Source organism: Micromonospora sp. WMMA1998 (assembly GCF_027497375.1).
Taxonomy (GTDB): Bacteria; Actinomycetota; Actinomycetes; order Mycobacteriales; family Micromonosporaceae; genus Micromonospora; species Micromonospora sediminicola.
The window spans coordinates 3,251,761-3,272,497 of sequence record NZ_CP114911.1 but is presented as its reverse complement, the minus strand read 5'-3'; the positions used below and the strand labels follow the sequence as shown (position 1 = coordinate 3,272,497).

The 20,737-nt window shown below is 74.0% G+C and carries 18 protein-coding genes; 11 read left to right on the top strand and 7 right to left on the bottom strand.

Features of this window, described 5'->3' with window-relative positions; translation table 11 throughout:
* Positions 1-611: 611 nt before the first annotated feature.
* Positions 612-995: a WhiB family transcriptional regulator gene (locus O7600_RS14580; protein WP_091576957.1), complete on the bottom strand. Its 384-nt coding sequence runs from the start codon at positions 993-995 to the stop codon at positions 612-614.
* Positions 996-1,247: 252 nt separating this feature from the next.
* On the opposite strand from O7600_RS14580, the gene O7600_RS14575 reads away from it, so the two are divergent.
* On the top strand, positions 1,248-2,060 hold the full coding sequence (locus tag O7600_RS14575) for a response regulator transcription factor (RefSeq protein ID WP_099163685.1): 813 nt from the start codon (positions 1,248-1,250) through the stop codon (positions 2,058-2,060).
* Positions 2,061-2,072: 12 nt separating this feature from the next.
* On the opposite strand, the gene O7600_RS14570 is transcribed toward O7600_RS14575, so the two are convergent.
* A complete protein-coding gene (locus tag O7600_RS14570; protein WP_099163686.1) occupies positions 2,073-2,477 on the bottom strand; it encodes a DUF5319 domain-containing protein in 405 nt (134 codons plus the stop codon).
* A 197-nt stretch (positions 2,478-2,674) separates the two neighbouring features.
* Here O7600_RS14570 and guaB point away from each other — a divergent pair, with 197 nt between their 5' ends.
* The 4 genes from guaB (at position 2,675) to O7600_RS14550 (ending at position 8,396) form a co-directional block, all read left to right on the top strand.
* Complete coding sequence (guaB, locus tag O7600_RS14565) at positions 2,675-4,237, top strand: IMP dehydrogenase (protein ID WP_091570342.1); 1,563 nt, start codon at positions 2,675-2,677, stop codon at positions 4,235-4,237.
* Positions 4,238-4,271: 34 nt separating this feature from the next.
* On the top strand, positions 4,272-5,390 hold the full coding sequence (locus O7600_RS14560) for a GuaB3 family IMP dehydrogenase-related protein (RefSeq protein WP_099163687.1): 1,119 nt from the start codon (positions 4,272-4,274) through the stop codon (positions 5,388-5,390).
* Positions 5,391-5,490: 100 nt separating this feature from the next.
* Positions 5,491-6,849 (top strand): M1 family metallopeptidase, encoded by a 1,359-nt coding sequence (locus O7600_RS14555; protein ID WP_281594164.1) that lies wholly within the window; start codon positions 5,491-5,493, stop codon positions 6,847-6,849.
* 89 nt (positions 6,850-6,938) lie between these two features.
* Complete coding sequence (locus O7600_RS14550; RefSeq protein ID WP_281587708.1) at positions 6,939-8,396, top strand: M1 family metallopeptidase; 1,458 nt, start codon at positions 6,939-6,941, stop codon at positions 8,394-8,396.
* A gap of 4 nt (positions 8,397-8,400) precedes the next feature.
* Here the strand turns inward: O7600_RS14550 and O7600_RS14545 are convergent, their stop codons facing one another.
* Complete coding sequence (locus O7600_RS14545) at positions 8,401-9,501, bottom strand: LCP family protein (protein ID WP_281587707.1); 1,101 nt, start codon at positions 9,499-9,501, stop codon at positions 8,401-8,403.
* A 144-nt stretch (positions 9,502-9,645) separates the two neighbouring features.
* Here O7600_RS14545 and O7600_RS14540 point away from each other — a divergent pair, with 144 nt between their 5' ends.
* On the top strand, positions 9,646-11,328 hold the full coding sequence (locus O7600_RS14540) for a GMC family oxidoreductase (RefSeq protein ID WP_281587705.1): 1,683 nt from the start codon (positions 9,646-9,648) through the stop codon (positions 11,326-11,328).
* A 12-nt stretch (positions 11,329-11,340) separates the two neighbouring features.
* On the opposite strand, the gene O7600_RS14535 is transcribed toward O7600_RS14540, so the two are convergent.
* Together O7600_RS14535 and O7600_RS14530 are read right to left on the bottom strand one after the other, a co-directional pair.
* Entirely contained in the window at positions 11,341-12,336 is a 996-nt protein-coding gene (locus tag O7600_RS14535; protein WP_281587703.1) for a Brp/Blh family beta-carotene 15,15'-dioxygenase, read from the bottom strand.
* Positions 12,333-13,043: a bacteriorhodopsin gene (locus O7600_RS14530; RefSeq protein WP_281587701.1), complete on the bottom strand. Its 711-nt coding sequence runs from the start codon at positions 13,041-13,043 to the stop codon at positions 12,333-12,335. Before O7600_RS14530 ends, O7600_RS14535 begins: the two co-directional genes overlap by 4 nt.
* 117 nt (positions 13,044-13,160) lie before the next feature.
* Here O7600_RS14530 and O7600_RS14525 point away from each other — a divergent pair, with 117 nt between their 5' ends.
* Together O7600_RS14525 and guaA are read left to right on the top strand one after the other, a co-directional pair.
* Positions 13,161-14,039 (top strand): bacteriorhodopsin, encoded by an 879-nt coding sequence (locus tag O7600_RS14525; protein ID WP_281587699.1) that lies wholly within the window; start codon positions 13,161-13,163, stop codon positions 14,037-14,039.
* An 11-nt stretch (positions 14,040-14,050) separates the two neighbouring features.
* Positions 14,051-15,607, top strand: coding sequence for a glutamine-hydrolyzing GMP synthase (gene guaA, locus O7600_RS14520; protein WP_281587697.1), 1,557 nt, complete (start codon positions 14,051-14,053; stop codon positions 15,605-15,607).
* Positions 15,608-15,614: 7 nt separating this feature from the next.
* Here the strand turns inward: guaA and O7600_RS14515 are convergent, their stop codons facing one another.
* Entirely contained in the window at positions 15,615-15,926 is a 312-nt protein-coding gene (locus O7600_RS14515; RefSeq protein WP_281587695.1) for a PspC domain-containing protein, read from the bottom strand.
* A gap of 144 nt (positions 15,927-16,070) precedes the next feature.
* On the opposite strand from O7600_RS14515, the gene O7600_RS14510 reads away from it, so the two are divergent.
* The 3 genes from O7600_RS14510 to O7600_RS14500 all read left to right on the top strand — a co-directional run bounded on the left by O7600_RS14510 (position 16,071) and on the right by O7600_RS14500 (position 19,308).
* The gene (locus O7600_RS14510) at positions 16,071-17,018 is read left to right on the top strand and encodes an NUDIX domain-containing protein (protein ID WP_091570375.1); all 948 of its coding nucleotides are present in this window, start codon (positions 16,071-16,073) and stop codon (positions 17,016-17,018) included.
* A 126-nt stretch (positions 17,019-17,144) separates the two neighbouring features.
* Positions 17,145-18,056 carry an NUDIX domain-containing protein gene (locus O7600_RS14505; protein WP_281587692.1) on the top strand — a complete coding sequence of 304 codons (912 nt, stop codon included), beginning with the start codon at positions 17,145-17,147 and terminating at the stop codon, positions 18,054-18,056.
* A gap of 346 nt (positions 18,057-18,402) precedes the next feature.
* Positions 18,403-19,308, top strand: coding sequence for a CDP-alcohol phosphatidyltransferase family protein (locus O7600_RS14500; RefSeq protein WP_281587691.1), 906 nt, complete (start codon positions 18,403-18,405; stop codon positions 19,306-19,308).
* Between the two features lie 65 nt (positions 19,309-19,373).
* Here the strand turns inward: O7600_RS14500 and O7600_RS14495 are convergent, their stop codons facing one another.
* The gene (locus tag O7600_RS14495) at positions 19,374-20,621 is read right to left on the bottom strand and encodes a phosphatidylserine decarboxylase (RefSeq protein ID WP_281587689.1); all 1,248 of its coding nucleotides are present in this window, start codon (positions 20,619-20,621) and stop codon (positions 19,374-19,376) included.
* Positions 20,622-20,737 lie beyond the last annotated feature (116 nt).

Genomic DNA, 20,737 nt, shown 5'->3' with positions numbered 1-20,737 from the left:
GCGGGCGCGTCGGTGGTATACGGCACGGGCGGCGTGCGGCAGTGCCTGCGGCGAAGTGCCTTTCGAGCTGATATCGCGAACGACTCAGCCTCCGCCCGGCGGCATGCCCTTGGCCGCCAGCTCCGGTACCCGGCCAGGTGAGCAAGCCGAGCGCGTCGGCCCGGCTGCCGGCTCTCCTCCCGACGGGCGCCGGGGCTCGGCCCGTCCGGTCCGTTCCGGGTCGGTTGCGACGGGTGGCCTCGGGTTTTGGGTGGTTCGGCCTGGTCGGTTGCGACGGGTGGCCTCGGGTTTTGGGTGGTTCGGCCTGGTCGGTTGCGACGGGTGGCCTCGGGTTTTGGGTGGTTCGGCCTGGTCGGTTGCGACAGGTGGCCTCGGGTTCTCGGTGGTCCGGTCTGGGTCGTTGCGACGGGTGGCCTCGGGGTTCGGGTGGTCCGGTCCGAGTCGTTTCTGATATCAGCTCTAAAGGCGTCGCCGGTGGGAGCGGCCCGGGCCGGCGGAGCGGCGGAGACGTCCTCGGAAAGCCGGCAACGCCGGGCGGAGGGGTCGGCAGCGTGGACACGAGACGACGCCGCGCCCCCGGTCGGGAGCGCGGCGTCGGGACGTGCGACTGGTCAGGCCACCTTGCGCTGGTCCGGGACGGCGGTCTTGTGCGGCCGGCCGAGGCGCGCCTCCAGCCTGGCGATGTCCACCCGGCTCTGCCGGCGGTCGGCCAGGTCCTCCCAGCCGAGGGCGAGCAGCCGCAGTCGCTCGGACTCGCTGAAGCCGCCCCAGACGCCGTAGGGTTCGCGGACCGCGAGGGCGTGGGCCGCGCACTCGGCGCGCACCGGGCAGGCGCGGCAGACGGACTTGGCGCCGGTCTCCCGGCGCAGTCGGGAGGAGCCGCGCTCGCCGTCCGGGTGGAAGAACTGGGCGCTGTCGCGGCCACGGCAGGCGCCGAGCCGCTGCCAGTCCCAGAGGTCGACGATGGGTCCAGGCAGCCTACGTACGTTCGACATCAGCACCCCTCCTCCCGCGCGGCACCGCGGAGAATGTTCGTGGCCAGCTACCGGGCGGCGGTCCGCGCGGGATGCCGGTTCCGGATGAACGACTCGGTACCCGAGCCGTCCCCGCCTCACACATGTGTGATCGAAAACCTCGGACAGTCAGCGGCATATGCCCCAGATGTCGGAAAAGTTCGGATGATTGCCCGGAACCCCCTCCCCAGCCGACCCCCACGTGGTCTGCTCTGAGTCGGAGAGGAGACCACAGTGCGTAGCGTTCTCGTGTGCGTTCGGACACCATTGGCGGCCCAGCATCTGACCTCCGCGGCGGCGCGGCTCGGGCTGTCCGGCGTCGTCCGGACGGCCGTCTCCGATCCCGAGGTGATGTTGCGGCTCGCCGAGCGTCCGGTCGACGTGGTGCTGGCCGACACCGCCCTCACCCGGCCGGACAGCCCCGGTTTCGTGCGTCGGGTGCTCGCCCGCGCCCCGCAGGCCGCGGTGCTGTTGCTCGGCCCGGAGGAGTCGGAGTCGGCGGCGGCCACGATCAGCGCCGGTGCGCGCGGTCTGATCCAGAACGCCGACCACGACCTGACCAGCGCGGTGGCGAAGGCGCTGCTGCTGCTCTCCGCTCCCGGACGGACCAACCGGCACCGGGTGGCCGACCCGGCTCGGGACGCGGCGGCGGTCGGCGGGTCGACCCGGGCGGCGGCGTCGGGGCGTACCCCGGGCGGGCCCGGCTGGCCGGCGACCGCGACGGACGCCGCCGGCCTGCCCACGGTGGTGCCGGTGCAGCGCGGCGAGGACCCGAACGACCCGGCTGCGGACGGGGCCGAGGCGCCACCGGCCGGTGGCGCCCAGCGACCGGCGCGGACGCCGCGCAGCGCGGTCGGGCTCACCGAGCGCGAGCTTCAGGTGCTGCTCGGCATGGCCGAGGGCAAGAGCAACGCGGAGATCGGGCGGGAGTTGTTCGTCTCCGAGGACACCGTCAAGACGCACGCCCGGCGACTGTTCCGCAAGCTGGGCGCCCGGGACCGGGCACACGCCGTGGCGGCCGGGTTCCGGGCCGGCCTGGTCGCCTGACCCGGGCGGCGATCACTCGTCCGCGGTGTCGTCAGTGCCCTCGGTGAGCGTGTCGTGCACGCCGTCGGCGTAGCCGCGGGCGTAGTCCCAGCTCACGTAGTGGTCGGGGTCGGGGTCGTAGGCCGGCTCGTGCACCCGGGGCCGCCCCGAGTTGAGCAGGTGGCGCAGGTTGCCCCGGAGCAGGTCCCAGTCGAAGTAGTGCGGCTCGCGGCAGTCCTCGCACTCGATCACCAGCCCGCGCACCCCGATCGGCTGGAGGAGGGCCTGGTAGATCTCCAGGTCGGCGAGATCTTCCAGGACGTCCTGCCGCTCGACCTCGGTCAGCGGGTCGAGAGCGTCGTCGTCGCCGGGATCGTGCAGGCCGGCAGCCGGATCGGCCGGGTCGCCGTTGAACGGGTCGATGGGCTCGTCGTGCACCCCCTCACCGTAGACCCCGCGCCGCCGGAAAGCCCGCCCACGGCCGTGCTGTGGCCCGGCCTACGCCGGGCCCGCCGCTGCCCGGGGCGGGGCAGGCCAATGGGTACGATGAGGCGACGCGCCGTCACGCCGGCGCACGCCGGTGCCCGCGCGCGCCGCCTCGCTGCAGCCCGTTCGACCAGCTCAGGGGAGCAATCGTGGAGAATTCGCCCAGCACCGAGATCCCGGCCGGCCGCGACGGCGGGGAGCTGGGTGGCCATCTGCCCGAGCTGCCGGCCGGTTCGGCCCGGGTGGTGCCGCTCGGGCTGACCTTCGACGACGTGCTGCTGCAGCCGGGCGAGTCGGACGTGGTGCCCAGCCGGGTCAACACCCGCACCCGCCTCACCCGCAACATCGAGCTGACCGTGCCGCTGCTGTCCAGCGCGATGGACACCGTCACCGAGGCCCGGATGGCCATCGCCATGGCCCGCCAGGGCGGCATCGGCGTGCTGCACCGCAACCTCTCCGTCGAGGACCAGGCGCTCCAGGTCGACCTGGTCAAGCGCTCCGAGTCCGGCATGATCACCAACCCGGTGACCGCCAGCCCGGACGACACCCTCCGCGACGTGGACGCGCTCTGCGGGCGCTACCGCATCTCCGGCGTGCCGGTGGTCGACGGGCAGGGCCAGCTGGTCGGCATCGTGACGAACCGCGACATGCGCTTCGTCTCCGACCCGGCCACGCCGGTCCGCGACATCATGACCCGGACGCCGCTGATCACCGCCCCGGTCGGGGTGAGCAAGGACGACGCGCTCGACCTGCTGCGCCGCCACAAGGTGGAGAAGCTCCCGATCGTCGACGAGTCCGGCGCGCTGCGCGGCCTCATCACGGTCAAGGACTTCACCAAGAGCGAGCAGTACCCGGAGGCCACCAAGGACGAGGCGGGCCGGCTCCGGGTCGCCGCCGCGATCGGCGTGGGCGAGGACTCGTACAAGCGGGCCCGGACGCTCGTCGACGCGGGCGTCGACGTGCTGATCGTGGACACCGCGCACGGCCACCAGCGGGCGGTGCTGGAGATGGTCGGCCGGCTCAAGCGGGACGTGACCATCGACATCGTGGGCGGCAACATCGCCACCTACGCCGGCGCGAAGGCGCTCGTCGACGCCGGCGCCGACGGCGTCAAGGTGGGTGTCGGCCCGGGCGCCATCTGCACCACCCGGATCGTGGCCGGCGTGGGCGTCCCGCAGATCACCGCGATCATGGAGGCGGCGCGGGCGGCCCGGCCGGCCGGCGTCCCGGTCATCGGCGACGGCGGCATCCAATACTCCGGCGACATCGCCAAGGCGCTGGTGGCCGGCGCCGACACGGTGATGCTCGGCAGCCTGCTGGCCGGCTGCGAGGAGAGCCCCGGTGAGCTGATCTTCGTCAACGGCAAGCAGTACAAGGCCTACCGGGGGATGGGCTCGCTCGGCGCGATGCAGTCCCGCGGCCAGGTCAAGTCGTACTCCAAGGACCGCTACTTCCAGCAGGACGTGACCAGCGACGAGAAGCTGGTGCCCGAGGGCGTCGAGGGCCAGGTGCCCTACCGTGGCCCGCTCGCCCAGGTCGCCCACCAGCTCACCGGCGGCCTGCGGCTCGCCATGGGATACGCGGGCGCGGAGAGCATCGCCGAGCTGCACCAGCGTGGGCAGCTCATCCGGATCACCGCGGCCGGGCTCAAGGAGAGCCACCCGCACGACATCCAGATGACCGTCGAGGCGCCCAACTACCACACCCGCTGACCCCCCTCCACCCCCGAACACATCTGGAGTCCCCATGCGTGACGTGGTCGAGATCGGGCTGGGCAAGACCGCGCAGCGCGGTTACCACCTGGACGACATCGCCATCGTGCCGAGCCGCCGCACCCGGGACGTCGACGACGTCTCCACGGCCTGGCAGCTCGACGCCTACCCGTTCGGCATCCCCTGTGTCGGGCACCCCTCGGACGCGACCATGAGCCCCGCCTCCGCGGTGCGCCTCGGCCAGCTCGGCGGACTCGGCGTGCTCAACGTCGAGGGCCTCTGGACCCGCTACGAGAACCCGGCCAAGATCCTGGAGGAACTGGCCGGACTCGGCGAGGACGCGCGCGCGACCAAGCGCCTCCAGGAGGTCTACGCCGAGCCGATCCGCCCCGACCTGATCGCCGAGCGGGTCCGCGAGCTGCGCGCCGGCGGCGGCACCGTGGCGGTCCGGGTGTCGCCGCAGCACACCCTGGCGCTGGCCCCGGTGATCCTCGACGCCGGCGTGGACATCCTGGTCATCCAGGGCACGCTCGTCTCCGCCGAGCACGTCTCCACCACCGACGAGCCGCTCAACCTCAAGGAGTTCATCGCCGACCTCGACCTGCCGGTCATCGTCGGCGGCTGCACCGACTACAAGACCGCGCTGCACCTCATGCGCACCGGCGCGGCCGGCGTGATCGTGGGCATCGGCGGCGACGACTGGTCGACCACCGAGTCGGTGCTCGGCATCCGGGTGCCGATGGCCACCGCCATCGCCGACGCCGCCGCGGCCCGCCGCGACTACCTGGACGAGACCGGCGGCCGGTACGTGCACCTGATCGCCGACGGCGACATGCAGACCTCCGGCGACATCGCCAAGGCCCTCGGCTGCGGCGCGGACGCGGTGATGCTCGGCGAGCCGCTGTCGCTCTGCGCGGAGGCACCGGCCGGCGGCGCCTGGTGGCACTCCGCGGCCAGTCACCCGTCCCTGCCCCGGGGCGCGTTCGAGGTGGCCGGCGAGCCGCTCGGCTCGATGGAGCGGCTGCTGTTCGGCCCGGCCGACGAGCCGGACGGGCAGCTCAACCTCTTCGGTGGGCTGCGCCGCGCGATGGCCAAGTGCGGCTACCGCGACCTCAAGGAGTTCCAGAAGGTCGGCCTGGTCCTCGACCGCTGAGCGGGCACGACGTGACGGCGCGGACGCGGGTTCGACCCCGTCCGCGCCGTCGTGCGTCTAGGCTCGCCGGGTGAGACGGGTGCGGTGGTGCGCGACCGCGTTGGCGGTGGCGCTGCTGGCGACCGGGTGCACCGGGGACGATCGGGGCGGGTTCCGGCCCGGCGCGGCCGACGCCGGTGACCCGTACGTGCCGGGGGCCGGCAACGGCGGCTACGACGTCGGGCACTACGCGCTGGACGTCCGCTACGACCCGGGCGACGACCGGCTCACCGGCACCGCGACGGTGACCGCGACCGCCACCGAGGCGTTGTCCCGGTTCCAGCTCGACCTGGCCGGCCTCGACGTCGACCGGGTCCGGGTGGACGGCGAGCCGGCGAAGCACCGCCACGACGACGCCGAACTGGTCGTCACCCCGGCACACGGGTTGCCGGCGGGCCGGCGGTTCACCGTCGAGGTGACCTACGGCGGGGTGCCGAAGCCGCTGCCCAACGCGGAACTGGGCGACGGCGGCTTCCACGCCACCGCAGACGGGGCGATCGCCCTCGGCCAGCCCGAGTCGGCAAGCACCTGGTACCCGGTCAACGACCACCCGTCGGACAAGGCCACCTACGACATCGCGATCACCGTGCCGGACGGGCTCGCCGCGCTGAGCAACGGCGTCCCGAAGGGACGGACGAGCAGCGACGGCCGGACCACCTGGCGCTGGTCCGAGGGTTCGCCGATGGCCAGTTACCTGACCACGCTGGTGATCGGCGACTACCGGGTCGCCACCGGCACCCATGCCGGTCGGCCGCTGGTCACCGCCGTCGCGTCGGCGTTGCCCGCGGACGGCCCGGCCGCCGCGTCGGTGGCCCGCACCGGCGAGGTCGCCGACTTCCTGGCCGCCCGCTTCGGGCCGTACCCGTTCGACGCGTACGGCGGCGTGGCGGTGGCCGACGACCGGATCCGCTACGCGCTGGAGACGCAGAGCCGCCCGGTCTACGGGCCGGGATTCTTCCGGGGCGGGCCGAACACCGAGGTGGTCGCGCACGAGCTGGCCCACCAGTGGTTCGGCGACAGCGTCTCGGTGGCCCGGTGGAGCGACATCTGGCTGAACGAGGGCTTCGCCACGTACGCCGAGTGGCTCTGGGCCGAGCACGACGGCGGGCGGACCGTGGCGCAGACCGTCGCCGACCGGTACGCCACCACCGACTGGACCCGGCCCACCGTCGACCCGGGCCGGGCCGGGATGTTCGGCGACGCGGTCTACCAGCGGGGTGCGCTGGCGGTGCACGCGCTGCGCCGCGCGGTCGGCGACGACACGTTCTACCGGATCCTGCGCGGCTGGCTGGCGCGGCACCGGGACGGCAACGCCACCACCGCGGACTTCGTCGGGTATGCCGAGCGGACCGCCGGGCGGCCGTTGCGCGGGTTGCTCGACGCGTGGTTGGTCGGGGTGACCCCGCCGGGCCTGCCGTGACGCGGACGTGATCGCCGCTCGGTAGGCTGCCGCGGGCGGAGCGGCCCGCGGGCAGGGCCGCCGTTCGGGCCCCGGGAGGGATCGAGATCATGGCGCGGCGCGGCGGACGACGAGGGCTCGGCCTGCTGGCCTGCGGGACGCTGCTGCTGGCCGGCTGCGGATCGCCCGAGGCGGACCGGAGCGCCGCGGCGCCGACCGCGCCCGAGCCGTCGGCCACGCGCCGCTTCGCGCCCGGGGGGCCCGGCGCCGGCGACCCCTACTTCCCGGGCTACGGCAACGGGGGCTACGACGTCGCGCACTACACCGTGAAGGTGCGCTACGACCCGGACACCGACAAGCTCACCGGCACCACCACGGTGCGGGCCACCGCCACCACCGACCTGTCCACGTTCACCCTGGACCTGGCCGGGCTGACCGTCCGCTCGGTCACCGTGGACGGTGCCGCCGCCCGGCACACCCGTGACGACGACGAGCTGGTCGTCACGCCCGCCACCGGCCTGACCTCCGGCAACGGTTTCGTGGCCGAGATCCGGTACGACGGTCGGCCGGAGGCGCTGCGCAACGAGGTGCTCGGCGAGGGCGGCTGGCTGCACACCGCGGACGGGGCGATCGCGCTCGGCCAGCCGGAGTCGGCGAGCACTTGGTACCCGGTGAACGACCACCCGTCGGACAAGGCCACCTACGACCTGGAGATCACCGTTCCCAAGGGGCTGACGGCGGTCGGCAACGGCGTGCCGAAGGGGCGGACGACCACCGGCGGCTGGACCACCTGGCGCTGGTCGGAGGGCTCGCCGATGGCGAGCTACCTGACCACCGTGGTGATCGGGAAGTTCCGCGTCACCACCGGTCAGCACAAGGGACGGCCGGTCTACAGCGCGGTCACCACCCGGGTGGCCGAGGGCGCGCCGGACCGGTCGATCGCCCGTACCGTCGAGGTCGCCGACTACCTGGAGAGCCTCTTCGGGCCGTACCCGTTCGACGCGTACGGCGGCGTGGTGGTGGCCGACGACCGGATCCGCTACGCCCTGGAGACGCAGAGCCGCCCGGTCTACTCCGCCGGCTTCTTCCGGCAGGGCGACAACACCGACGTGGTCGCGCACGAGCTGGCCCACCAGTGGTACGGCGACAGCGTGTCGCTCCAGCGCTGGCAGGACATCTGGCTCAACGAGGGGCTGGCCACGTACGCCGAGTGGCTGTGGGCCGAGCACAGCGGCTCCTCGACCGTCCAGCGCACGTTCGAGCAGCAGTACGCCACCGCCTCCGGCCAGGTCTGGCGGACGCCGCCGGGCAAGCCGGGGGTGGAGAACCTGTTCGGCCGCTCGGTCTACGACCGGGGCGCGATGACCGTGCACGCGCTGCGGGTGGCGGTGGGCGACAGCGCGTTCTTCACCATCCTGCGCACCTGGGCGGCCGAGCGGCGGCACGGCAACGGCACCACCGCCGACTTCGTGGCGCTGGCCGAGCGGGTGTCGGGGAAGAAGCTCGGCAAGGTGTTCGACGCCTGGCTGTACGGGACGGAGCGGCCGGCCGCCCCGAAGCCGTTGTAGCGGCTCAGGTCTTGACGCGCAGCGTCGGGTGGGCGGCCAGGAAGGACTCCGCCCGCCCGCCGCGCAGCGCGGTGAGGAACTCCCGGCCCAGCGGTCGGAGCTGCTCACCCCGGTAGGCGCCGCCGCTGCCCACGCCCGCGCCGGGGAGCGCGACCAGGGTGAGGCGCTCGGCCGGCAGGCCACCGAGGGCGTACGCGAAGTCGACCAGCTTCCGCCCGCCCCCGACGTACACCAGGGTCCGGCCGAGCGCAGCGACGATCTGCTCGACGCGCTGCGGGTCGCGGGCGGTGCCCTGGTCGACGAGCTTGCGGGCGAGCGCCCGGAGCAGTTGCTGCTGGTGCCGCTGCCGGGTGTAGTCGCCGCCGGCGGTGTAGCGCTGCCGCGCGTAGTCGAGCGCCTGCCAGCCGGTCAGGTGCCGGGTGCCCTTCTCGTAGACCATCTGCGGGCCGGTGTATCCGCCGCCGCCCAGCGGCCGCATCGTCCCGTCCGGCCGGCGGTGCCGGGAGGCGACCCGCTGGTCGACGTAGAGGTCGACCCCGCCGAGCGTGTCCACCAGCTTGTCGAAGCCGCCGAAGGTGATCACCGCGCCGGCGTCGATGCGCAGCCCGGTGTAGCGGGAGACGGTGGTGCGCAGCAGCTCGTACCCCTGGGCGGTGCTGGGGTGCCGCTTGTCGCCCGGCACCCGGCTGCCGTAGCTCATCGCGTGGGTGAGCTTGGTCCGGCCGCCCGGGTAGCGGGCCTTGGGGAAGGCGGGGATGTCGACCACCAGGTCGCGGGGGAGCGAGAACAGGTACGCCTGGCCCAGCCCGGCGGGCACGTGCAGCACCAGCACGGCGTCGGCGTGCGGCTCCCAGCCGGGGATGCTGACCCGGGTGTCGACCCCGACGATCATCAGGTTGAGCGGCCCGGTCAGGTCGGCGCCGGGCGGTGGGGTCGGGCTGGCGGTGGTCGGGGCCGGGGTGGGTGACGCGGGCGCCGAGGTGGCCGGCGCGGCGGCCCGGTCGGGGGAGTGGTGCGCCACCAGCCGGGTGGTCACCACCCCCCCGGCGGCGACCAGCAGCACCGCCACCAGGGCGGCCAGGCCCAGCAGGCGTCGTCTCGTCACGGTCTCGTCCTCTCCCCGTCGAGTTCGACGCGCCGGAGGGTGCCGGAGGTTGCAGCGGCGGGATTCCCGGCGGTCGAAGCGCTCTGCATGATCTGCGAAAAACTCTCGCTGGCGCCATAGCTACCCGTCGGTAATGATGCGTTCATGCGCTACGACGTGGTCGTCATCGGATCGGGCTTCGGCGGCAGCGTCACCGCGCTCCGACTGGCCGAGAAGGGTTACTCGGTCGGCGTGCTGGAGGCCGGCCGACGCTTCGCCGACGAGGAGTTCCCCCGGACCTCCTGGCAGGCCCGGCGGTTCCTCTGGGCGCCGAAGCTGGGCTGTTTCGGGCTCCAGCGGATCACCCTGCTCCGCTCCGCCGACCGCAGGAGCGGCGGCGGCGTGCTCGTGCTCTCCGGCGCCGGGGTGGGTGGCGGCTCGCTCGTCTACGCGAACACGCTCTACGAGCCGCTCGACGCGTTCTACGCCGACCCGCAGTGGCGCGACATCACCGACTGGCGCGACGAACTGGCCCGCCACTACGACCAGGCGAAGCGGATGCTCGGCGTCACCACGTACCCGATCGTCACCGGCGCGGACCGGGCGATGCGGGCGGTGGCCGAGCGGATGGGGGTGGCGCACACGTTCCACCCGACCCCGGTCGGCGTGCACATCGGCCGCCCCGGCCAGCGCGTGCCCGACCCCTACTTCGGCGGGGTCGGCCCGGACCGCACCGGGTGCAGCCACTGCGGCTCGTGCATGACCGGTTGCCGGCACGGCGCGAAGAACACGCTGGTCAAGAACTACCTCTGGCTGGCCGAGCGGCTCGGCGCGCAGGTGCACCCGCTGACCACGGTGACCGCCGTCCGGCCGGACCCGGCGGGCGGTTACACGGTGCACACCGAGCGCACCGGCGCCTGGCTGCGGAAGCGGCGCGCGGTGATCCACGCCGACCAGGTGGTCTTCGCGGCCGGGGCGCTGGGCACCCAGCGGCTGCTGCACGAGATGCGGGCCACCGGCGCGCTGCCGGCGCTCTCGCCCCGGTTGGGTGAGCTGACCCGGACCAACTCCGAGGCGATCCTCGGCGCCTCGGTGGGCTCCGGGGCGGCCCGGCGGCGCGGCCTGGACTTCTCCGAGGGGGTGGCGATCACCAGTTCGTTCCACCCCGACCCGCAGACCCACATCGAGCCGGTCCGCTACGGCAAGGGCTCCAACGCCATGGGTCTGCTCCAGTCGCTGCTGGTCGACGGCGGCCCGCGCCGGGTCCGGCGCTGGCTGGGCAGCATTGTCCGGCAGCCGGGGCTGGCGGCGCGGATGCTCTCGGTCCGGGGCTGGTCCGAGCGCACCGTCATCGCGCTGGTCATGCAGTCGGTCGACAACTCGTTGACCACCCGCTGGCGACGGGGCCGGCTGGTCTCCGGACCCGGTCACGGCGCGCCCAACCCGACCTGGATCCCGGCCGGGAACGAGGCGGTCCGGATGCTCGCCGAGGAGATCGACGGCACCCCGGGCGGCGCGGTCACCGAGCCGTTCAACGTCCCGATGACCGCGCACATCCTCGGCGGCGCGGTGATCGGCGCCGGCCCGGACGACGGCGTGGTGGACCCGTGGCACCGGGTGTACGGCCACCCGGGGCTGCACGTGGTGGACGGCGCGGCGGTGTCGGCGAACCTGGGCGTCAACCCGTCGCTGACGATCACCGCCCAGGCCGAGCGGGCCATGTCGTTCTGGCCGAACAAGGGCGAGGCGGACCCGCGGCCGGCGCTGGGCGAGCCGTACCGGCGGGTGGAGCCGGTGGCGCCGGACCACCCGGCGGTGCCCGCCCACGCCCCCGCCGCGCTGCGGTGAGCAGCAGGTAGGTCAGCCGGCCGGCCGGCCGCGCCGGTCCAGCCATGCGACCACCGCGGAATGCGGCACGGTCAGGGCGGCCAGCGCGGCGACCGTCACGGCCAGGGCATCGAACGGCCGTCCCGGCCAGCCCGCCAGCACCATCGGCACGGCTGCGGCGACGAGGGTGGGCAGGGCGGCGGCTCGCGCGAAGCGACCCAGCGGCACCGCCCACCGGCCGGCCGCCAGGTCGGACCGGTTGGCAGGGTGTGCGCGCAACAACCGGGACACGTGCCGGGCGGCGTGCCAGGCGGCGAAGTACGTCCCGACGGCCAGCGCCGGCGGTACGGCGGCGAAGAGGCCGAGGAGCAGGACCGGTTCGGCGGCGGCGAGGGGACGCCCGCCGCGTAGGTCCCGCACGACGGTGAACGTGCCGGCGGCCACCAGGCATCCGAGAGCCAGCAGCCGCAGCCCGGGGCCGAGCACCGCGGGCGCGCCGGGGGCGACCGCCGCCAGCAACGGATCCACCGTCTCGGGCCAGACCAGCAGCGGTACGACCACCGGTGGGCCGCCGCGGGCGAGCACTCCGGCCGGTGAGTAGCGGACCGGTCGCCCGTCCCGTTCGGCGTGGAACGCCTCGTCGGCGGCGCCGAAGTGGATCACCGACAGCACGAGGAAGGCCAGCAGTGCCGGTGTCGGTGCGGCCTGGAACACCACGAGCACCAGGGCGGCGACGGCGGCGTAGCCGAGCGGCACGGCCACCCGGGCCGCCGGGGACCGGGCCCGTGCGGACGACCAGCCGGGCACCAGGTGGTCCACCGCTCCGTGTGGCAGGCCGGCGAGCAGCCCGGCCAGCAGGTACGCGGGCGAGGTCCCGACCCCGGTGTGACGGATCAGCGGTGCCAGGGCGAGCAGGCCGGCGACGGCCAGGACGGAGGCGTGTCCCCGGCCCACCGGCAGCCCGGGTGCCGCCTGGTCCGGCGCGATGACCGGACGGTGCCGCCCCGGGGCGCCGGCGGGGGTGGTCACGGCCGTCCCGCGACCGCGAGTTCGTTCCGTCGGGCCAGGCTGCGCAGCCGGGCCAGGTCGAGGGCGCCCCAGCCCACCTTCGACGCGACGGAGAGGAGCACGAACAGGGCGGTGTCAGTGGTCGGGCCGAGCAGCTCGAGGCCGGACGGGCCGGCGAGCCAGATCAGTGGGTATCCGATCCAGAGGACGGTGAGCACGGCCGCCGCCTCGACGTACGCGTGGCGCAGCCCGTCGGGCTGGCGACGTGCGACGGATCGCAGTGGCCCCCAGATCACCGCGAAGATGCCCAGCAGCGCCACGGTGCCGAGGGTGAAGTACCGGTATCGGCTCCCCGGGTCGGCGGAGAGGTCGGCGAGAAGGCCGGCGGCGATCATGGCGACGTTCAGCCCGACCAGGGTGGCCGGCAGGACCGGGTGCCGGCCGGGCAGGGCGTGGGTGGCGGTGAGCGCGAGCGCGACCAGCAGGAGCGAGGCGCTGACCGCCCAGTCGGCGTAGCGGGCCCAGTAGACCGACTGGCCGCCGGCATCCGTCACCCGGCCACCGCCGAGGGCGAGGGCGGTGTACCAGAGCCCGGACCAGACGGGAACCGCGACCGCGACCTGGTACTCGATCGCGGGGACACCGCGGGGCCGTGCCCACCAGGCGAGGAAGAGCAGTGTCCCGCCTGCCATCGAGGTGACGTACAGCCACAACCACCAGCCGGTCACGCCGCACTCCGGATCGAGGATCGGCGGATTCCCGTCGGCGCCGCGCTCACCGACCTACGGTAACGGTTGACAACGGACTTATCCGGCGATCTGGACGGCTGTGGGCGGGGGACGGCGATGAACTTCGAGAACACCTTCTCCTACAACGTGGACCAGTTCACGCTGATCTCCCACGTCCTCAGCCTGGGCTTCGCGGTGATGGCGGCCGGGCTGGTCTACTTCCTGGTGACCCGGGGCTCGGTCGCGCCGCGTTACCAGTTCTCCTCCGTGCTCTCGGCCGTGGTGATGGTGTCGGCCTTCTTCGAGCTGTATCTGCTTTACCAGCGATGGGTGGGCGCCTTCCGCTGGGACGGCACCGCCTTCGTCCAGTCCGGCACCCTCTTCTCCAACGGCTACCGCTACGTCAACTGGTCGATCGACGTTCCGGTGCTGTTGATCCAGCTGCTGGTGGTCATGGGAGTGACCGGTCGCCGATTCCACCTGACCTGGGTCGCCTTCGTCGCCGGTGGGCTCGCCATGATCTACACCGGGTACGCGGGCCAGTTCCACGAGGTGCAGCCCTCGGCGCCGTTCTGGGTGTGGGGGCTGGTCAGCACGGTCTTCTTCGTGCTCCTGCTGGGCCTCGTCGCGCGGACCATCTTCGGCAACCTGGACCGGCTGCCCCCGACGGCGCGACCGCTGGCCCGCGGCGTGTGGTGGCTGGTGCTCGTGTCCTGGCTGCTCTACCCCGGGGCGTATCTCATGCCGGCCCTGTGGGACTCGGCCGACGGCGTGGTGGCGCGACAGATCACGTACACGATCGCGGACATCACCTCGAAGGTCGTCTACGGCGTCCTGCTCGGGATCATCGCCCGCCGGATCAGCGCGACCGAAGGGTACGCGCCGGCAGTGGCCGACGAGGTCGCCCTCCCTCGCGGTGGGGTGACCGGTGGGGGTGGCGCGGGGGACCGGGCGGGCCGGGGCGGCGGGCGCGGCCGGGCCGGTCACGGTCGGTAGGATCGTCGACCATGAGCACGCCTCGCCCCGTCCTCGTGGTGGACTTCGGAGCCCAGTACGCCCAGCTCATCGCGCGCCGCGTCCGGGAGGCGAGGGTCTATTCGGAGATCGTCCCGCATTCCATGCCGGTGTCCGAGATGCTGGCGAAGAACCCGGCCGCGATCATCCTGTCCGGCGGCCCGTCCAGCGTCTACGCCCCGGACGCCCCGCAGATCGACGCCGGCATGTTCGACACCGACGTGCCGGTCTTCGGCATCTGCTACGGCTTCCAGGCGATGGCCCAGGCGCTCGGCGGCACGGTCGCGCGGACCGGCAACCGCGAGTACGGCGGCACCCCGCTGCGCCCGCGCCTGACCGAGCCCGGTGTGCTGCTGCGGGACCTGCCGGCCGACCTGCCGGTGTGGATGAGCCACGGCGACTGCGTGACCGAGGCCCCGGAGGGCTTCACCGTCACCGCCGAGTCGGCGGGCGCCCCGGTCGCCGCGTTCGAGGACCTGGCCGGCCGCCGGGCCGGCGTGCAGTTCCACCCGGAGGTGGGGCACACCGCGCACGGTCAGGAGATGCTGACCCGCTTCCTCTACGACATCGCCGGCGTCGCACCGACCTGGACGCCCGAGAACATCATCGACGAGCAGGTCGCCCGGATCCGCGAGCAGATCGGCGACAAGGAGGTCATCTGCGGCCTCTCCGGCGGCGTCGACTCGGCGGTCGCCGCGGCGCTGGTCCACCGGGCCGTGGGCGACCAGCTCACCTGCGTCTTCGTCGACCACGGGCTGCTGCGGGCCGGTGAGGCCGAGCAGGTGGAGAAGGACTACGTCGCCGCGACCGGCATCAAGCTCAAGGTGGTCGACGCGCGGGAGCGGTTCCTCGGCGCGCTCGCCGGGGTGACCGATCCGGAACAGAAGCGCAAGATCATCGGTCGGGAGTTCATCCGGGTCTTCGAGGCCGCCGCCCGCGAGATCGCCGCGCACGGCGACGTCGAGTTCCTGGTGCAGGGCACCCTCTACCCGGACGTGGTGGAGTCCGGCGGCGGCACCGGCACCGCCAACATCAAGAGCCACCACAACGTCGGCGGCCTGCCCGCGGACCTGAAGTTCTCCCTGGTCGAGCCGCTGCGCACGCTGTTCAAGGACGAGGTCCGCACGATCGGCCTGGAGTTGGGGCTGCCCGAGGCGATGGTGTGGCGGCACCCGTTCCCCGGCCCGGGCCTGGCCATCCGGATCATCGGCGCGGTCGACGAGGAGCGCCTCGCCGTGCTCCGCCGGGCCGACCTGATCGCCCGGCAGGAGCTGACCGCCGCCGGCCTGGACCGGGGCGTCTGGCAGTTCCCGGTGGTGCTGCTGGCCGACGTCCGCAGCGTCGGGGTGCAGGGCGACGGGCGCACCTACGGCCATCCGGTGGTGCTGCGCCCGGTCTCCAGCGAGGACGCGATGACCGCCGACTGGTCCCGGCTGCCCTACGACGTGGTGGCCCGGATCTCCACCCGGATCACCAACGAGGTCGCCGAGGTCAACCGGGTGGTCCTGGACGTGACCAGCAAGCCGCCGGGCACCATCGAGTGGGAGTGACGCCGGGTCAGGCGGCGGGCGGCGGCCCGGCCTGCGGCCCCGCCGGCGGGACCGGCGGCCAGCCGGGCGCGGTGCCCGGCGGGTGCGGCCAGGCGGGCGCGCCGGCCGGCTCCTCGGGCATCAGGAACCACATCACCGGGTACGCGAGCGCGGCCAGCCCGCCGGTGAGCACGGTGGCGGTTGCGAAGACCACCCGGACCAGCGTGGGGTCGAGGGCGAAGTAGCGGCCGAGGCCGCTGGCCACACCGGCGATCATGCGGTCGCTGACCGGCCGGCGGAGCTGCTTGTACGGGGCCCGGGAGGGGTTCGTGGAGGTCATGTCTCCACGGTCCCGCGCCGGTCGGCGGGCGACCTCGGTGACCGCCCGGACGCCTACCCTGATCCGTCCCTGAGGCGCCAGCGGAGAGTCAGGAATCTGACTCTTTTCGATGGAGGTAACCCCGGCCGGGGAGAATTTGCTCCCGTGACCACCTCGCTGGAGCCGCTGCGCAGGATCGCGGCATACGCAGTTTGTGCTGATTCAAACGGCCGAGTGTTGCTGGTCCGCGCATCGGAGCGCTCCGGCACCCCCGGCACCTGGTCGCTCCCCGGAGGAGCGGTCGACCACGGTGAGGACCCGAAGCACACGGTCGTGCGGGAGACCGCGGCCGAGACCGGGCTCTCGGTGGCGGTCGCCGGCCTCCAGGACGTGCTCGCCGACATGCGGGCGCTGCCCGAGCGGCGCATCACGATCCACACCGACCGGCTGCTCTACACCGTGTCGGTCCGCGGCGGGACGCTGACCGAGCGGGTCGACCGCCCCACCGACCTGGCCCGCTGGTTCACCCTCGACGAGGCCCGGGAGCTGCCGCTGCGGTCGTTCACCGCACGCGCGCTGGGCCTGCCCACCTCCACCGACGACATCGTGCCGGAGGAGGTCCCCGAGTTCCCCTCGTTCTACGCCGTCCCCGGCCCCGACGGGCTGCACCGGGCGCAGCGCTTCGCGGCGTACGCCGTGGTCACCGACCCGGAGGAGCGGGTGCTGCTGACCCGGGTGTCCGACGGCTACCCGGGCGCCGGCTGCTGGCACCTGCCGGGCGGCGGCACCGACTACGGCGAGCAGCCGGGCGCCGCGCTGATCCGGGAGCTGGTCGAGGAGACCGGGCAGACCGGCCGCCTGGTCGAGCTGCTCGGGGTGGCCAGCCACCGCGACGCCGCCTCGCTCGGCCCGGAGGGCTACCCGATCGACTGGCACGGCGTACGCGCCTTCTACCGGGTGGTGGTCGACCAGCCCGCGCCGCCCACCGTCACGGACGTCGGCGGCTCGACGTGCGAGGCCCGCTGGTTCCGCCGGGAGGAACTCGGCGCCCTCCCCACCGACCGCCTCACCGAGGTCACGGCCGAAGCCGTCCAGGCCGCCCACCTCCTCTGACCCCCCACCCCGGCCCGCACCCGCGCGTCCCACCCCGGCGATCATGAAGTTGACGGCGCGAAATGTCCGTCTCGGTACCGCTAACCTCATGATCGACGGAGTGCGCGGCGGGACGGGGTGGGTGCGGTGCGGGAAGAGCGGCGGGTCGGGGCCTACGGAGTGCTGCGCGACTCCGACGGGCGGGTGCTGCTCGCGCGCGGGGCGGCCGGATGCCCCTGCCCGGGGGTGTGGCAGCTGCCCGGCGGCGGGGTCGAGCACGCGGAGCACCCCGCCGACGCCGTGGTACGCGAGTTCGCCGAGGAGACCGGACTGAGCGTGGTGGTCGCCGGGATCCGGGCCGCCGTCGCCGACGTGTCCGTCTTCCGGGACGAGGGCGTCGCGCTGCACACCGACCGGCTGATCTTCGACGTGGAGGCCCGCGGCGGGCGGCTGCGCCCCGAACCGGACGGCGGGACCGACGACGTGGGCTGGTTCACCCCCGAGGAGGCCGGGGCCCGGCCGCTGATGCCGTTCACCGCCGAGCTGCTCGGCCTGCCGGTGACGCCGCTGCCGGCCGACCTGCCCCGGGCCCGGCCCGTCGCGCCGGCCGGTCCGGCCGCCGACCGCCGGCAGCGTTTCGCCGCGTACGGGCTGGTCACCGATCCGACCGACCGGGTGCTGCTCACCATGATCGCGGACGGCTACCCGGGCGCCGGGCGGTGGCACCTGCCCGGCGGCGGCACCGACCACGGTGAGCAGCCGGCCGCCGGGCTGCTGCGGGAACTGGTCGAGGAGGCCGGGCAGCTGGGGCGGGTGGTCGACCTGCTGGCCGTGGACAACCTGCACAATCCGAGCGCGCTCGGCCCGGAACGCCGCCCACTGGACTGGCACGGCATCCGGGTGATCTACCGGGTTCGCGTGGACGCGCCGACCGACGCGGTGGTGACCGAGCAGGCGGGTGGTTCCACCGCCCGGGCCGCCTGGTTCGCGCCGGCCGAGATCGCCGCCCTACGGATGACCGACGTGGCGGCCCGGGCCACCGGCCGGCGGGTGAGCTGAACCGCTCGCCGAGCCGGCCTGGGCCACCTCCGGTACAGTCGGGAGTTGGGATTGGTCGACGAAAACGGGCGTTGAGGCCCGAGATGGGAATAAGTGAGCGGTTCGCGCGGTTAAGGGAGTTATAAGTACCGCCGGCAGCTATCGCCAAGCCCCTATCCCCTGTGCAATGGTGTACTCCGCAAATGGGCTGCCGGGCCCGAAAGGTCCGGCACGAGACAGCCGGACACCCGCCCCTACGTGGGCGGTCAGCCGATCCGGTGATGGAGGAAACGTGCCGAGAGCCCCATGGCGCCGGCGTCGTACGACTGACAGTCCGCGCCCCGCAGGGCGTCGCTGGGCGGGCCGGTTGCGCCGCAGCAGCACGTTCGCCCGCCAGGTGCTGCTGGTCCGGGTGGGCCGCCGTGACGGCGGCCCCGGGACCGACCTGGTCACCCCCGACCACCGCTACGCCGACCGCCAGCGGCTCCGCTACGGCCGGCTCGACGCCGAGGTCGAGGCGGTACGCCCGATCAGCCCGGTGCTCGTCCCGGCCGTGCCGGTCGACGATTCCCCGGCGATGTCCATCCCGCTCCTGCCCGGCGAGCGCACCGCCGCCCGCCGTGCCAAGTTCGCGCTGGTCAACGCCTGTACCCTGAGCAGCCTCATGCTCGGCATGCTGGCCATCTTCCTGGCCATGCAGGGCGAGGTGCGGATCGCCGCCGTCTGCCTGATCGCGTGCGTCGCGTTCGACGGCCTCGACGGCGCCCTGGCCCGCAAGCTCGGCGTGGCCAGCCCGTTCGGCGCGCAGATGGACTCGCTGGCCGACATGTGCTCGTTCGGCCTCGCCGCGCCGGTGGTGGTCTACGCCTCGCTGGCCGGCTCGGTGCCCCCGGCCGCCGCCGCGGTCGCCTGTGCCCTCGTCGCCGCGTGTGCGGCGATCCGGCTCGCCCGCTTCAACGTCTCGCCCAAGGACGGCCGCTTCTTCTGCGGCGTACCGACCACGATGGCGGCGGCGGTGCTCGCCCTGACCGTGGCGATCGGCGTGCCGGTCTCCGGTCTGGTCATGGTCGCCGGCGTGGCGCTGCTCGCCTTTGCCATGGTGTCGAGCTTCCCCTACGCCAAGCTCGCCCGGCTGCTGAAGCTGCCGCCGTGGCTCTGGCTGGCCCCGGTGGTCGGCGCGCTCGTCGACATCCGGCTCACCTTCGCCCTCGTGGTGGTGGGCTACCTGGTCAGCGGCCCGCTGCTCTGGCTGCACCAGCGCCGGGCCGCCTGACCCGGACCCGTACGACAGAAGGGGCGCCGCGCATCGCGCGGTGCCCCTTCTCGCGTTCTCCCGCCTCAGCGCCAGCGGGCGATGACCGTGCTGCCACCGACCACCTTGTCGCCCGGCCCGACCAGCGGGTCCGCGGCGTCGGCCGGCAGGTAGACGTCGGTCCGCGAGCCGAAGCGGATCAGGCCGAACCGCTCGCCCCGGGCCAGCAGCGAGCCGACGGGCGCCCGCTGCACGATCCGGCGGGCGATCAGCCCGGTGCGCTGGGCCACCACCACCGTGCCGTGGTCGGTGTCCAGCACCGTGTACGCCGCCACGTTGTGCTCGGCGTCCGGCTTCATGGCGTTGACGAACCCGCCGTCGGCGACGAAGTAGTCGATCACCTTGCCGGCCACCGGTGCGCGGTTGACGTGCACGTCCAGCACCGACAGGAACACCGCGATCCGCAGCCACTCGCCGTCGCCGAAGCGCTCGTCCTGCAGCCGCTGCACGGAGAGGACCTGGCCGTCCGCGGACGCGACCACCGCCGACGGGTCCTCCGGGACGTCCCGCTCCGGGTCCCGGAAGAACGCGGCCACCGGGGCGGCGGCCAGCGCCGGCAGCAACCAGAGCCGGGATTTCGGCCGGGCGGCCCGGGCCAGGGCGGCCAGGCCGAGCGTGATGCCGGCGGCGGCCACGCCGTTGGAGTCGATGTGCATCTGCCGAGTCAGTGGCACGCTCGACGGCCGGTACGCCGGCGACAGCGAGGCCGCCAGCGTGGCCGGCGCCGGGGTGAAGCGCAGGTGGTGCACGCGTACCGGCGGGGAGTTGCGCAGCACCACGTCGGTGCGGATTCCGTGCAGCACGCCCTGGCGGTCCAGCTCGGCGCCCGCGCCCTCGGTGCGGAACAGCGGCGCGGCGACGCTCAGCACCGCCCCGTCGGACAGGTACTTCGACAGCTCGTCGACCGCGGCGCGAGCCTCCTCGGCGGTCCCGGTGAACGGCTCGGCGACGACGACCGCCGCCGCGGCGTCCGCCTCGGCGAGGGCGTCGACGACGCGTACCCGGTCGGCGACCCAGCGGCCCTGGGCCGTCACGTGCTCCCGCAGCGCCGCCGCCGCGGCGCCCTCCGCCGGCACCACGACGAGCCGGTCGCCGGGGAGCAGCGCCTCGATCGCCGCGGCCAGCACCGCGGACTCCGGGGTCGCGCCGACCAGCAGGCCGGCCTTGGGGTCGTTACGCCGGGCGAACTCGCTGACGAGCGTACGGGCGGCGCGCTCGCCGATGCGGACCGCACCGGACGGAGCGGTGACGCGCACGGCGGGGGACTGGGTCATGTCTGACGAGCTCCTGACGAGTGAGAGACGGACGGCAACCGCCTCGGCGGCGGCCGACCGGCCGGGGAGCGCCCTGCGTGGTCGGGGTGGCGGGGCCGGCCGGCGGAGGCGGGATC